11 protein-coding genes are annotated in these 14,039 nt (G+C 47.1%); 3 read left to right on the top strand and 8 right to left on the bottom strand.

The features are described 5' to 3' along the window. Positions 1–87: 87 nt before the first annotated feature. The 7 genes from J2W69_RS02325 to J2W69_RS02295 all read right to left on the bottom strand — a co-directional run bounded on the left by J2W69_RS02325 (position 88) and on the right by J2W69_RS02295 (position 8,052). Positions 88–870, bottom strand: coding sequence for a Crp/Fnr family transcriptional regulator (locus J2W69_RS02325; protein WP_310274167.1), 783 nt, complete (start codon positions 868–870; stop codon positions 88–90). Between the two features lie 458 nt (positions 871–1,328). After that, positions 1,329–2,888: an HAL/PAL/TAL family ammonia-lyase gene (locus tag J2W69_RS02320; protein WP_310274164.1), complete on the bottom strand. Its 1,560-nt coding sequence runs from the start codon at positions 2,886–2,888 to the stop codon at positions 1,329–1,331. Between the two features lie 20 nt (positions 2,889–2,908). Then, positions 2,909–4,042 carry an AMP-binding protein gene (locus J2W69_RS02315; RefSeq protein ID WP_310274162.1) on the bottom strand — a complete coding sequence of 378 codons (1,134 nt, stop codon included), beginning with the start codon at positions 4,040–4,042 and terminating at the stop codon, positions 2,909–2,911. Between the two features lie 81 nt (positions 4,043–4,123). Then, positions 4,124–4,507 (bottom strand): photoactive yellow protein, encoded by a 384-nt coding sequence (pyp, locus tag J2W69_RS02310; RefSeq protein WP_310274160.1) that lies wholly within the window; start codon positions 4,505–4,507, stop codon positions 4,124–4,126. A 722-nt stretch (positions 4,508–5,229) separates the two neighbouring features. Further along, the gene (locus tag J2W69_RS02305) at positions 5,230–6,003 is read right to left on the bottom strand and encodes a methyltransferase domain-containing protein (RefSeq protein ID WP_310274158.1); all 774 of its coding nucleotides are present in this window, start codon (positions 6,001–6,003) and stop codon (positions 5,230–5,232) included. Between the two features lie 26 nt (positions 6,004–6,029). Then, positions 6,030–6,794 (bottom strand): Nif3-like dinuclear metal center hexameric protein, encoded by a 765-nt coding sequence (locus J2W69_RS02300; protein ID WP_310274156.1) that lies wholly within the window; start codon positions 6,792–6,794, stop codon positions 6,030–6,032. Continuing rightward, a complete protein-coding gene (locus J2W69_RS02295; protein ID WP_310274153.1) occupies positions 6,787–8,052 on the bottom strand; it encodes a glycosyltransferase in 1,266 nt (421 codons plus the stop codon). The genes J2W69_RS02300 and J2W69_RS02295 overlap by 8 nt, the downstream gene beginning before the upstream one ends. A 137-nt stretch (positions 8,053–8,189) precedes the next feature. Between J2W69_RS02295 and trhA the strand changes: the two genes are divergently transcribed. Next, complete coding sequence (trhA, locus tag J2W69_RS02290) at positions 8,190–8,843, top strand: PAQR family membrane homeostasis protein TrhA (RefSeq protein WP_310274150.1); 654 nt, start codon at positions 8,190–8,192, stop codon at positions 8,841–8,843. Here trhA and J2W69_RS02285 read toward each other — a convergent pair. Then, a complete protein-coding gene (locus tag J2W69_RS02285; protein WP_310274148.1) occupies positions 8,840–12,049 on the bottom strand; it encodes an ATP-binding protein in 3,210 nt (1,069 codons plus the stop codon). The two genes, trhA and J2W69_RS02285, sit on opposite strands and share 4 nt — an antisense overlap. A gap of 292 nt (positions 12,050–12,341) precedes the next feature. Here J2W69_RS02285 and trxB point away from each other — a divergent pair, with 292 nt between their 5' ends. Further along, the gene (trxB, locus tag J2W69_RS02280) at positions 12,342–13,298 is read left to right on the top strand and encodes a thioredoxin-disulfide reductase (RefSeq protein ID WP_310274146.1); all 957 of its coding nucleotides are present in this window, start codon (positions 12,342–12,344) and stop codon (positions 13,296–13,298) included. Between the two features lie 26 nt (positions 13,299–13,324). Next, positions 13,325–14,038 carry a leucyl/phenylalanyl-tRNA--protein transferase gene (gene aat, locus J2W69_RS02275; RefSeq protein ID WP_310274144.1) on the top strand — a complete coding sequence of 238 codons (714 nt, stop codon included), beginning with the start codon at positions 13,325–13,327 and terminating at the stop codon, positions 14,036–14,038. Position 14,039 lies beyond the last annotated feature (1 nt).

Here is a 14,039-nt window from a genome sequence, read left to right as displayed (position 1 = left end):
TCTGGCCCGTCTGATACGACTCAGAGGGGCCGCTTTCTTATAACGGCTTTGTTTTAATGGAGCAGTGTTTTGCTACTGCTTTATGCTTCAGGCTTTTGTAGTTGGCAAAACCACCACTGGAATAGCAGCTACATTGGTGATGACCTGCCGCTGCGGCAAATAAGGCAGTAAAAGTTCTGTTTCTTTTTTCACGACTTCGTAACACTCACAACTCAGCGCTTCGAGCTGCTCTCTGTCCAGCACCTTGATATGTCCACGCGAATAAGTAATAGCTCCCTGTTGTTGCAACTTTATTGCAGCGTGAGTCACACCTTCTCTGCGTACACCCAGCATATTGGCCATAAACTCCTGTGTCATCGACAGGTTGTTATGGGTTAAACGATCCATCGACAGCAGTAGCCAGCGACACAGCTGCTGATCTATGGAATGGTGCCTGTTGCACACCGCAGTCTGAGCCACCTGAGTGATCAAGGCCTGGGTATAACGCAGCATCAGCTGCAATAACTGGCCATGCCGCTTAAATTCTTCCTTTACCTGAGGTCGGGGCAGGCGATAGGCATGACCAGCACTTTGCACCAATGAACGGTTTGGCGTGCTCGCCCCGCCCATAAACAACGAAATGCCCAACAAGCCTTCGTTTCCGACCACCAGAATTGCGGTCGCAGCACCGTTTTCCATAATGTACTGCAATGAGACAATAGCGTCTGTTGGAAAGTAGACATGCCGCATAGGGCGACCAGATTCATACATCACTGAGTTCAGCTGCAAAGAAACCAACTCAAGATGTGGAAATAAACGAGCCTGAACCTCAGGCGACAACGCCGCCAGCAAATGATTTTGCTGCGGATGTGGTGTGGTTTTTGTAGGCATTAAAGTCCTCAGATGAAGTGGATTAGTAAGCACAACGAGGCAAAAAGGGCCTGATCATGCCGCTGTAGTTCACACTAACTTCCGTGCGGTAACGCACACAGCAAAAATTCCGCGCAACAAATTGCAGCTAAGAATCATCAGCCTGTACGTCACAACGTCTAAAGGTTAAATTGGAGAGGGAATGGGTTAAAAACATTTCAGGTTTTTTAACTTTCTGAAATCAGTCAAAGTCTATGGAGGAAGCCCCGGGTGAGAGTCGGGCTTAGAAATGGCAGACTGAAGCCACCATAACACAGTTCATCACAGGGTGTTGGTTTTTAATTTTTCACCCTGTGTTTGTTTTCTTACGGCATCAAGCTTATGTATCAAAGCAGTTTTTACTCTTAAATTCATAAATTTATAAAACAGATGTAACTCCAGAGCGAATTTCAGACATAGAGTTACAAACTTGGGTAACCTCAGGCTAAAAGATCAATCAACGACTTCACTTTGTCTGGATCAATAAGGGCCTCTGCGACTCTGGTTATATCCTCTGACAAAGGGCGGTCCTCTTTGAGTGGCAATGCATACTGCCTTAACCAGGCACACACTACTTGTGACGAATGGCTAAGCGAATGGATAGTTTTTAGCTCAGCCCCTTGCACCAACACCAGGGCTTCAATAGCCAATATTTGATAAAGCTGAGTCAAACTGGTGCTTGCTCTTCTGGCGGCAATAGTACCAAGGGGCACTATATCCTGATTATCAGCGTTGGTCGGGATGGATTGAATTGAGGCTGGCATCGCTTGACTGCGCAGCTCAGCGACCAGTGACGTAGCACAGACTTGCGCTCCCATAAATCCACTATGCAACCCTGTATCAAGAGGCTGCATAAACGCCGGAAGCCCTTTATTTCTTAAAGGATCAGTGATCCTCGCAATACGGCGTTCGCTATATAGCGCCATTTGGATCAGTGCATTGTTTAAATGATCGCTGGCAAAAGCCAGGTGCTGACCAAAAAAATTGCCCCCATGTAAAATAAGCTCATCTTCAGCAAACAGCAGCGGATTGTCAGTCACAGCACTCAGTTCAATATTTACTGTTGTCGCATGCTGGCTAATCACATCAAGAACAGCCCCCAATGCCTGTGGAGCGCAACGTAAGGTATAAGCATCTTGCAACAGCGGCTGATTTTGCTGAATATCCTCGCCCTTCAGATTAAGGTTCCCGGACTCTGCACACCACGGGACTAAAGCATCACTGCTGGCAGACAAACTCCATAGCCAACTGTGTAGCTTTTGTTGACCTGGATGAGGCCGTAACTGTCCAATAGCCGGGTGAAACGCTTCTCTGTGACCATTGAGTAACTCTGCGTATAACAGAACCAGTAAAGTACTAAATTTTAACGCCCGCTCTGCAGCTGTTGCGTTTAATAACGCTATGCCCACAGTTGCTGAAGTTCCATTCACAAGGGAGATAGCATCTTTTCCTTTTAATACCAGTGGCTGCCAACCCAGTTGCTGATGTGCATCCCTACTTTCTATCCAGAGTCCACCTTTTATGCTTACTTTTCCCCCTCCACTCAGGGCTCTTGCCAAATGTGCCAGCGGGGTTAAATCTCCGCTTGCTCCCACAGTACCTCGACATGGAATAAAAGGAACCATATCTGCATCCAGCCACTCTTGCATTCGTTTAATCAGCAAAGGATTGGCACCTGAGTGCCCTGACAATAAACTTATTAAACGAGCAACCATCATGGCACGAACCTGAGGATGAGTAAGAGGCTCCCCCACACCGCTGCACAAATGGTGAACTAAATTTTGCTGTAAAAGAGCTGATTGTCTTGGGTCTACCTCTGTGGTCGCTAAAGGACCATAACCCGTAGTCACACCATAAATTCGTTTTCTGTCCGAAATAGCACGGCAGAGGAATTTATGCGCGTTTTCTACAGCATGCATTTGTTTTTCGGTCACCGCCAAAGTTTGGCGTCCAAGCGCGATGGCTTCAACATCTTCAAGCGTTAGCTGCTCAGAGCGCATAAAAAATTTCCTTCAGGATTTTACCAGTCGGTGAGCTTACCCATCTCATTCGTGGGTAAATCAGCACCATAAGTGATTTGGACAGGACGCTCGGCCGCGGGCCAAAGTTTAATAGCATTGTTTATCTCTGTTGCAGTCTCATCTTCACTGGTTCTGGGGATCACAAAGGCTTTTAAACGAAGCTGAGTTCCTTGTTTAGCTACCCGAACTGTGCAGTCAGCAACACTTTCCAAGGCACGCAACTTCTGCCCTACATAGGTGACACTGACATTGACGCCACCTATGGAGATCACCTCATCAAGGCGGCCTTTTAGTACGAAGTGACGTTCGCTGTCCCACTCTACATTGTCCAGCAGCGGCAGCTCAGCCCCATCATTCTCACGTTGAATATGCTGAGCATCGCAGCCAGGTTGCCAATGCTTTAATAATTGGTACGAGGTTTCCGGCAGCCAACGTGCGGCTATACCACCAGTTTCGGTGCTGCCATAAATATCTAACAGACCTGATAATCCCTGGCTTAGCAAACTTGAACCTGTGTGCTCTGATAGTTCACCTGTGGAGCAGACTCCATAAATAGCAGGCTCCCATGCCCGGCGTGATCTTGCTAAATACTCCCAACGTGGTGGCACTGTGACTAATAAGTCGCCACTTGATAGTTTTGGCAGCACAGCATCAGTCACAGCCAACTGTGGAATAGTTGCCATAGCAGGGAACGCCATTCCCAGCATAAACCCATACAAATGATGTAATGGTAACCAACTGACCACCCGTTTTATAGGCTTGGATGAAAGCAAAACAAAAGCCAATGAATCCACTTCGGCTTTTATATGCTCCCATTTATGGTGATGCGACGTCGGGTTGCCTGTACTTCCAGAGGTTCTGAACATAAGCCCTGAGGTTTCGCATGTCGCGTGGGCAACCAGGGCTGCCCAGTCATCCAGGCTCTTTGTCATTAATAAACGATCTTCTGCGCCTGTCTCGTGTAAACAGAAAAATTCGTTGACGCAACTGGCCAGATGTAAAAGTTCCAGTGAGTCAATATCAGCTGGCTCTTGCCAGTAAGGAATAGCTATCCCCCTGTACGCACTTAACTCAGCACTCAATAATGATTGCAGCACTAGTTTGCAATCTGACACCGTCAGTTGCTGGGCCATTTCAACATCCTTAACCTTCAGGGGTGCATTTGAATAAAAATGCTGGCAAAAGCCAGCACTGGGAGGGACCGAAGCTAAAGCTTATAAGCGTTTAACAAAAATCCAAAAGCTATCGCCTGTCATCGCCTTTTTCATATGCACTTTCACTTTAGTTGGCTTCATTTGATAATCGAACACATATTCAAACATAGTGTTCAGATCGCCTTTCTGAACCCCCTCTTTAAAACGTCCCTGGAATTCTTTACTCTGGGTACAAGGGGCTACATCAGTGAAAAAGTTTTTACCAATCACACTTTTAGGATCACGACCTGTGATCGTTCCTTCTGCAGCGTTGTAATGAATGATTTTGCCATTACCGTCGAGCTGAATGGCACCAAATGCCAGTTTATCAAGAGCTTTATCATCCATTTTAGCCAGCGAGTTTTCGATATCGTCGCCGCCAAATCTTACTGTTTCCAACGTCATAGTTATTTCCTCAGCTACCTGTGCCGAAATCGGCGTAAAAAATTATGAAGAGCATATGAAAACGACAAAATGACCTATGTCTCTTGCCAAGGTATCAGTAAAGCCTGCCCCTCACAAACAAGTTTATCTTGTCCACATTGCTCTTAAACACCGTGACAAATACGTAACACATAGAATATCGATCACCGGACAAAGCAAGGTATTCCGCGCCCCTTGCTTTCTCGTTTGCACAACAACGGTGCCAGTGGCAGGACTTATTTGAATCAGGATGGATGTTGTACAAATAAAACGGACAATTTTTTATCAACGCTGAGCGGACTGAATGGTTGCAATTTGCTTAAAGCAACTTTTGCTGACTGATGCAAAAGACAGGGATGACAAAAAAATGCCCGGCTGATAAAGCCGGGCCAGAACGTGGTCTTTGGATGGGCAAAGACTTCGGAGTCTGACAACAACAGCGGAACAGTTGTTGTCATAGGGTCACAACATGTAATAGAGCGTTTATCCGCCTACGAAATCAAGCTGCCTTCCTGGCAGGGCGCAGACTTCCCACTTGATTGCATACTTTGCAAATGATAACCGTTCGCGTTACGGAATTAATAATAACAGCTTTATTCAGCACTGCAACTGTTTTTTCACATTTAATTTCAAATAGATTTGCAGCGGAAAAGTGGCTCAGCTTTCAAGCCATAAATTAAAGATCAGAGCCTGTGCTCTGATCTTTATAGAGCGCGGAGTAACAGATGCTGATAACGGCCTATAGAGGCATAAGGTTCTTGTCTGTTGTATTGCAGTTCCACCTGCAGCAAGTTGTCGAACTCTGTTTCCTGCTCTGAGCGGTCGCGCAGATAATCATGGAAACAGCGCACTCCGGTTTTACCTTCAATTACAAAACCAGCCTCTTTGCACCAGCGATACACCTCTTCAGGTTGCAGCGGATTTTGCGGGCTTAAACTGACTTTTTTCTTAAAGGCCAAATCGCGCAGCACATAGTTAAAGTTGCCATAAATAATATTGCTCAGGCGTTTAGCATCTTTGTTGTAAAACATCAGCGATACCAGCCCGCCTTTTTGCACTAAAGCACGCAGTTGCCTGATCGCTTCTGCGGGTTCATGCAACCATTCCAACACCGCATGACATAACACCACAGGAAAAGGCTGCCATTTTTGCTCCGACAACTGCTGCAAAGCCAGAGCATGGCATTGGATCTGCGCTTCCACTCCACGCTCTTTGGCATCCTGTAACGCCATATCCAGCATATCCTGCGACAGGTCAGTTAATGTGACCTGATGGCCTTGTGCTGCCAAAGCCAGTGCCAGTTGGCCCTGGCCTGCGCCTACATCCAGAATGCGGCTGGGCTGCTGTAAATCGGCACATTCAGCAAAGTCACGCAAAAGCACTGCCTGGCGCAAGCGGCCTTTGGTGGTCTGGTAAATATTTTTCTGAAACTTGCCCGCTATACCATCAAAACTGCGGTCCTGCTGCTTTTTAGTCACTGTTTATTACTCACTTCGTAAACCCCTTAAGCCGGATTGTCGATATCAATAAATTCACAGACCACACCGGTTTTTTGCTGCACAAATTCAGCCAAAGCTTTGATGCCATAACGCTCAGTGGCATGATGACCTGCGGCAATAAAGTCGATACCAAGCTCGCGTGAGCTATGAATAGTTTGCTCCGACACTTCACCGCTGATAAATAATTCTGCACCTGCTGCATAAGCCTGATCAATATAAGACTGACCACCGCCCGTGCACCAGGCCAGTTCTGTTATTGGCTTATCCAGCACTGAGTGCAACAAGGGTGTGCGGTTCAGCTCATAATGCAACCGATCTGCAATCTGCTGACTGGTCATCGCCTTAGCTAAAGTGCCACGCATCAAGACGCCTGCCGGGCTGGCTCCTGGCACTGCCTGCCACTGGGTTAAGCCCAGCTTTAATGCCAGTTGGGCATTGTTACCAAGCAGCGGGTGTACATCCAGCGGCAGATGGTAAGCAATCAGGCTGATATCGTGTTTTAACAAGGTTTGTAAGCGGCGTTTTTTGATGCCGGTGATCACATAGTCTTCATTTTTCCAAAAATAACCATGGTGCACCAGAATGGCATCAGCACCAGTTGCTACAGCCGCATCCAGCAAAGCCTGAGAAGCCGTTACACCAGCCACTATTTTTTTAATCTGGTTTTTACCCTCGACCTGTAAACCATTGGGGCAATAATCTTTGATCAGACTACTTTGTAGTTCCTGATCCAAGAGTTGAACTAAAGCCTGACGGCTGATTTCACTCATGTGTTGTCTCCTGTGCAAAGCTGTGTTTCAGCTCTGCCAATTTAGTTTTTGCTTCAATCCACTGCGCCATAAATTGCGTGCTGCGATGCTGATGATGTCTGAGCATAGCGCCCGTAAAATTCATTAATCTGTGCTGTGACAGCTGTTGCTGCACCGCAATCAGTTGCTGCCAGACCCTGGGCTGATGTTGCTCTTGTGCAAAACGCTCTGTCAGAATACGGAAGCCTTGTTGCTGCTTTTGCTGCCATAACACCTGGTCCTGATACAAAAGCACGGCGGCTTCTGCGATTTGTGCAGCAGTTTCGCCAATAAGTCCGGCCCACTGCCCCTGATGCAACATGCCTTCAGCGCCTATGGCCGTAGTGACATTGGGAGTACCCTGCACCATGGAGTCAATAAATTTGCCTTTAAGGCCAGCACCAAAAGCCAAAGGGGCCACTAACACCCGGCCATTTTTCACCACTTCAGCTGCACTTTCAGCCCAGCCTTTGACCAGAAAACCCTCTTTGGGCTGATGAAGCTGAGTGGCTTTAGGCGGCGGATAAGCGCCATAAATATGCAGTTCGGCTTTGGGCAGTTGCTTGCGGATCAAAGGCCAGATCTGCTGCTTGAGCCATAGTACGGCCTGCCAGTTTGGTTCATGCCGGAAATTACCAATAGAGACAAAATGCTGGCGCTGCTCAAAAGTTGGTAAATCCGCTTCAGGTTCAGCGTCCAGCCAAAACGGGCTGTAACACAGCAGCTCTGCTGGTACCTTAAAGTGTTCGGTCAGCAGCTGCATTTCAGCTTCTGAAATAATGAATGTCAGATCACAACGGTAAATAGCAGCTATTTCACGCTGCGCCTGCTCGTTGTGTAAATCCTCCAGTGTCACTGCCCTGCCCGCTTTAAACGCCTGCTGACGGGCTAAACGTAAAAAGTGCAGATCTTCAGTATCTAATAACCGCAGCGCATCAGGGCATTGCTGTTCAACACGCCAGCCAAACTGCTCTTCAAGCATAAAACGGTCGAACATCACCATATCGGGTTGCCACTGTTTTAATTGCTCATCAAAGCTGCTGTCGTTCAGCAAAATTTGCTCTTCAGTAATTTGCCACTGGCTTAAATCAAAACGGTGTGGGCTTTTCTCGGCCGGACTTGCAAAAATAACAGTCCAGTTCTGCGCGCGGAACATCGCCAGCAAAGACAACATTCGACTGCCGGCAGCAGAAGAATTAGGTTCAGGCCAGACATAACCGACCACAAGAAGCACAGACATAAAAGACTACTGTTTAGTATAAAAAACAAAGGTCGTTAGTTTACCTCTATCTGTCGAAAATAACGAATCAGGCTGGTTGCTTTTATCCAGCCAGTGTTAACATGATATTTTCAATAACTCAGAACACTATATAGAACATGAAAGCAGCGACCAGTTACAGTGCATCAGAAGAATTAAGCCATGCCATCAGCCATGGTTTAGGGGTGTTAGCCAGTATCATTGGCTTGTATCTGATGCTGCAGCAAAGTGCTGATACCGATTTCTGGCGGCAATTAAGCAGTTGGGTCTTTGGCCTGAGTTTAATTTTATTGTATGGCAGCTCTACGTTGTATCATGCCATTGATAACCTGCAGCATAAGCTGTGGCTGAGAAAACTGGATCATTCAGCTATTTTTATTTTAATTGCCGGCACCTACACCCCTTTTACGCTGGTCAGTTTAAGAGACAACTGGGGCTGGTGGTTATTTGCCTTAGTCTGGAGTATTGCGCTGGCTGGCGTGCTGTTAAAACTTTTTACCGGCGCTAAATATCAGAAATTATCGCTGGCGATGTATCTGATGATGGGCTGGATAGTGATAGTAGCTATCAACCCTATGCTGACCCATGTACCTGCCGCAGGCATGTGGTGGTTATTGGCAGGTGGTTTATTTTATTCAGGTGGCGTGCTGTTTTATGTGCAAAAAACCTTGTTTATGCATCATTTGATCTGGCACTTATTTGTACTGGCCGGCAGCCTTTGCCATTTTCTGGCTGTGTATTGTTATGTATTACCGCTGTCAGCGGCTGCTTAAACAACCTCTGACTGGCTCTCTTGCGTCAGCGGTAATTCAAACCAAAACAAAGCACCTCGCTCTGGTTCACTGTCAAACCCAATAGTGCCATGATGAGCCGCAATAATAGTTTTGCAGATATTTAAACCAAGTCCTGTGCCTTCAGTTTTGCGACTGCTGGAGCCATCGGCCTGAGAAAACTTTTCAAAAATACGATTGCGGAAATTATCAGGAATACCAGAGCCCTGATCCTGCACTTCAAAACGCATAAAACCAGCTTTTTGGCTTAACTGCACCATCACTGTCTGGCCTGAGCTGGAGAATTTAATGGCATTAGACAATAAATTATCCACCACTTGCCTTACCCTGGTCTGATCGGCCAACACTTGACATTCTGCAAGCTGAGTCTGAAAACTCACCTGATATTTGGCAGCATAAGGCGCAATACTGTCCAGCGCCTGAAGTACAAGCTGTTTCATATCTATCACTTCAAAAGACAAACTAAAGTTACCGGATTCAAACTTTTGCAAATCCAATAAGTCGTTAATCAGCTGCGATAATCGTTCACTGTTCCCCAAAGCGGTGTGCAGTAATTGCTGGTAATGCCCTGAATTCTGGTCCACAGCTTTACTGGCAAGTAATCCGACCGCGCCACGAATAGAAGTTAAAGGTGTACGTAGTTCATGGCTGACCGTAGAGATAAACTCATCTTTTAAGTTATTCAGCCGTTTAAGTTCTTTGTTATTTTCGGCCAGTTGCGACAAACTCAGCTCCAGCTGTCGTGAACGCAGAGACAAAGTTGCAGTGCTGTCCTGCAGCGCTTTAGTGCGTTCTTCTACCATAGCCTCCAGCACCGTCTGAGTGCTGGCTCTTTCCTGTACCGACTGCTGCAGCAGCTTATTAATTTGGCGCATATGCCTCAGCCTGTAGCCATGACCAGCCAACAGCAATAGTATTAAAATCAGTGCAAGGCCTGTCATCACCCAGCCGCGCTGCCACCATAAAGGCAAAACTTCGATAGTCAGCGTCTGAGCTTTATCAGTAAATAAGCCATGCTGGTTTGAACCCAGTACTTTGAACCTATAGCTGCCAGGCTCTAACAGGCTGTAATTCACTTTGGTATAGCCAGTATTGTGTTGCCAGCTGTTATCCACCCCTTCGAGCTGATAAATAAACTGATTCCGTTTAGGGTCATGGAAATCAAGACTGGCCAGCTCCAGACTAATGTTTTCACCGGGTTTTAATTCAATATGAGACCAGGGGCCTTGCATAATGCCGGGTTTAAGTTTCTTTTGATCAATCCAGATAGCGGAAATGCGGGTATTGGCTTTGTAGTGGTTTAGCCAGAGCCTTTCGGCGTTCACTATGGCTAAACCTCCGGCTGTGCCCAGATACAAGTTGTCACGCTTCGACACAGAAAATGCTTTGAAAATCATCTCCTTACTATTAAGACCATCTTGTTCCGTGAAGGTAGTTAAGCGCTCCTGCCGGTAAGGTTTTAAGGTTAAACCATAGGCCGATAACAACCAGATATTGTTTTGTTTATCGGTGTAAGCCCCCAGTAATTCAGTGCTGGGCAGTTTGACTGCGTCCACCAGTACAGACACTATGCGATTTTGCAGGTCCAGACTTAGTAAGCCACTTCTGCTGCAGATCAACACCGTATTGTCCGGACCAGGTGCTATGCATTGAATATCTAAAGCTTGCTGAACTGGCAACCACTCAGCCAAAGCCTGTAATTGACCTGTGCCCGGGTTCAATACAAAAGCACCTGAATAGCGGGTGCCCAGCCAGAGTTGCCCCTGAATGTGCTGCACCACCTGCACAGCGTCGCCTACTTTCTGCTGCGCCATGTCCTGCAGCCAGTGCTGATGTTCTCCGGCAGGATCCCAACGCATTAAACCATTTTGCCATAAGCCCAGCCATAAACTGCCATCAGGCAAGCTAATCAGATCCCGCACATTTTGCCATTGAGTAGTGTTGGGCCTTTGCCCGGAATCAAGCTGCACCAGCTGTTGCTTTTTCTCATCAAATTGCCATAAACCATTGTCGAGGCCAAGGTAGAGTTCTCCCTGACTGGTTCTGGTGATCGCATTGACCCGGGCAGACATAGCAAAAGATGCAACAGCACCTGTGCTGCGGTTGACCTGATGAAATTGGTCCGCTGTGCCTAACCATAAAAAATCATCTTCCACTTTCACAGCAGTAAGCTGTTTAGTGGCCAAAGTGGCTGCTTGTTCGCCCCATTCCGTCAGATCAGTAAAAGCAGACGGCTGATGCCTGCCGTAAAATAAACCTTTTTCTCTGCTGCCAACCCATAACAAACCGCTGCGGTCGACCAACAAGGAACGCACATTGATACCGGGTAATAACAGACGGTGCTCCCCAAAAGCTTCAAACCGCCCCGTGGTCAGAGATAATTTGTAGACCCCATCAAAAGTCCCTACCAGCATATTGCCTTGTTGATCACTGACCAACACATTGATGATAGGACTGATTGCATCAGCATAAAAAGGCACAGCACGAAATTCAGATGAGGCAGGGTCAAATTGAAACAAAGCGCTGCGCCCGCCAACCCATAGCTGGTTGCCATGAGCAAACAAGGTACGCATTTCATTGTTAACGTTGCCTGGACCAAATGCCTGATAGGCAACACTGAGTCCGTCTTTTGCTGTCCATTGATGTAAACCGTTACTGGTGGCAATCCAGACGGTGCCATCATCGCTTTGCTCCAGTGCCCAGATCCGCTGATGAACAAGAGGCTGAGCACTGTCCGCTGCACCTATAGTCTGCAGCGTGCCATCGGCTAACAAACGCTGCAGGCCTTTGTTGGTGCCTATCCATAAAGCGCCGGATTTGTCCATCAACAAGCTTTGAATGTAATTGCTGACTAAAGGCAAAGCGCTATCTGGCCGGTCAGAATAATGAGTGATCTCTCCGGTCTGGATAGCCACTTTGCTCAACCCCATGCCCCAACTGCCCACCCAGAGTTGCTGATGTTGATCGATCAATAAGGCATCAATATCTGGTACCAGCATATTCTCACTGACAGAGGACGGTAATATGTCAAAAGCTTCCAGTTCATAGCCGTTGTAACGCAATAAACCTGTGTTGGTTGACCCCAGCCAGATATAGCCATCATCATCCTGTACTATTTTATAGATGCTGGCATTGGGCAAACCATCATCCACGCTGATACGGGTAAAAAGAGCGTTAGCAGACAGCATAAAGCTGCAACTCAATAGCCACAGAAACAGAACATAATGACAGTGCCTGAACCTCATCAATTCAGGCCTCCTGAGTTAAAAAAAGCAGGCAGCGCATAGTGCAATTTCAACATGTGCGGAGGATCAATAGCAAATAGGTGTAAACAAACAATACCATAGCATGGATTCCTTGCCAGAGCCCAAATTGGAAAAATTGCAGTTGTGCTTTATCTCGCTGTTGCAATGCCATAAAATCGGCCCCATTAACAAATCCATTGAATACATCACTGAATACAAAATGCCGGAGTAATGCATGTCCACTATGAAACACAGCCGTTTATTGATTTTAGGTTCAGGCCCTGCGGGCTACACTGCGGCTGTTTATGCTGCGCGCGCCAATTTAAACCCGGTGCTGCTGACCGGTATGCAGGCGGGCGGCCAATTAACTACCACCACTGAAGTAGAAAACTGGCCAGGCGACCCACATGGTTTAACAGGCCCTGCGCTGATGGATCGGATGAAAGCTCATGCTGAAACCTTCAACACTGAAATTCTGTTTGATCACATTCACACTGTCGATTTCCAGCAGCGTCCATTTATTCTGACCGGTGACAATGGTCAGTACAGCTGTGATGCGCTGATTATCGCCACTGGCGCTTCTGCCAAGTACCTAGGCTTACCTTCAGAAGAAACCTACAACGGCCGTGGCGTGTCAGCCTGCGCGACTTGTGACGGTTTCTTTTACCGCAATCAAAAAGTTGCAGTGGTAGGTGGCGGTAATACAGCTGTAGAAGAAGCTCTGTATTTAGCCAATATAGCTTCAGAAGTGCATTTAGTGCACCGTCGCGATACCTTCAAAGCGGAAAAAATTCTGGTTGACCGTTTAATGGCGAAAGTCGCTGCAGGCAACATTATTCTGCACACCCACCGTGAACTGGAAGAAATTCTGGGCGACGATATGGGCGTAAACGGTATGCGCTTAAAATCCACCAATGGCCAGCCGACTGAAGATGTGGCTGTAGCTGGTGTGTTTATTGCGATAGGTCATAAACCAAACACCGACATTTTTGCCGGTCAGCTGGAAATGAACGGTGGTTACCTGAAAGTGCACAGTGGTACTGAAGGCAACGCCACTCAAACCAGTATTGAAGGTGTATTTGCTGCAGGTGATGTGTCCGATCATATCTACCGTCAGGCTATTACTTCAGCAGGCACAGGCTGTATGGCCGCTTTAGATGCAGAGCGTTATTTAGACGCTTTAGCTAAATAAAAGCTCTGAACTTTAAAGGGTAAATAGTGGTGATTTATTTACCCGAATTGTCAAAAGCATCGCTTGAATTCCCTCCGGTCAGTCAGGCTCTGACTGAACCGGATGGCTTATTGGCGATGGGTGGTGATTTATCACCGGAACGTTTGCTTAAAGCCTATCAAAGCGGCATATTCCCCTGGTTTAGTCCGGGCGATCCGCTACTGTGGTGGAGCCCGTCACAACGCGCCATTTTTAAACCCGGTGTATTAAAACCTAACCGTACTTTGCGTAAGTTATTGCACAATTCCAGCTTTCAAATCAGCATCAACAAAGCATTCCCTGCAGTGATCCGTGCCTGCAGCGCACCACGCGCTTCACAGCAAGGCACCTGGATAGTACCGGACATACAACAGGCTTACATCGCTTTGCATCAGCAAGGCCATGCCCACAGTATTGAAGTCTGGTCTGACGGCGAATTAGTCGGTGGTTGTTATGGCGTGATGGTCGGCCAACTGTTTTGTGGTGAGTCTATGTTTAATACCTTACCTAATACCGCAAAAATTGCGTTGGCGGCTCTGCAACAGCATCTGTCATCCTTTGCGACAGGCTATATTGATTGTCAGATGATGAATCCTTTTTTACAGCAGTTAGGAGCAGAGCCTTTGTCACGCAGAACTTATCTGACCTTGCTCGCCAATCATAAAAGCCTGCTCTGCCCTGCTGATATCTGGCGGGTGCAGGATATTGTGTTGGAGCTTTGAG

Origin of the sequence: Rheinheimera soli (assembly GCF_031457405.1) — a bacterium.
Lineage (GTDB): Bacteria > Pseudomonadota > Gammaproteobacteria > Enterobacterales > Alteromonadaceae > Pararheinheimera > Pararheinheimera soli_A.
This window is presented reverse-complemented; position numbering and strand designations above follow the sequence as displayed.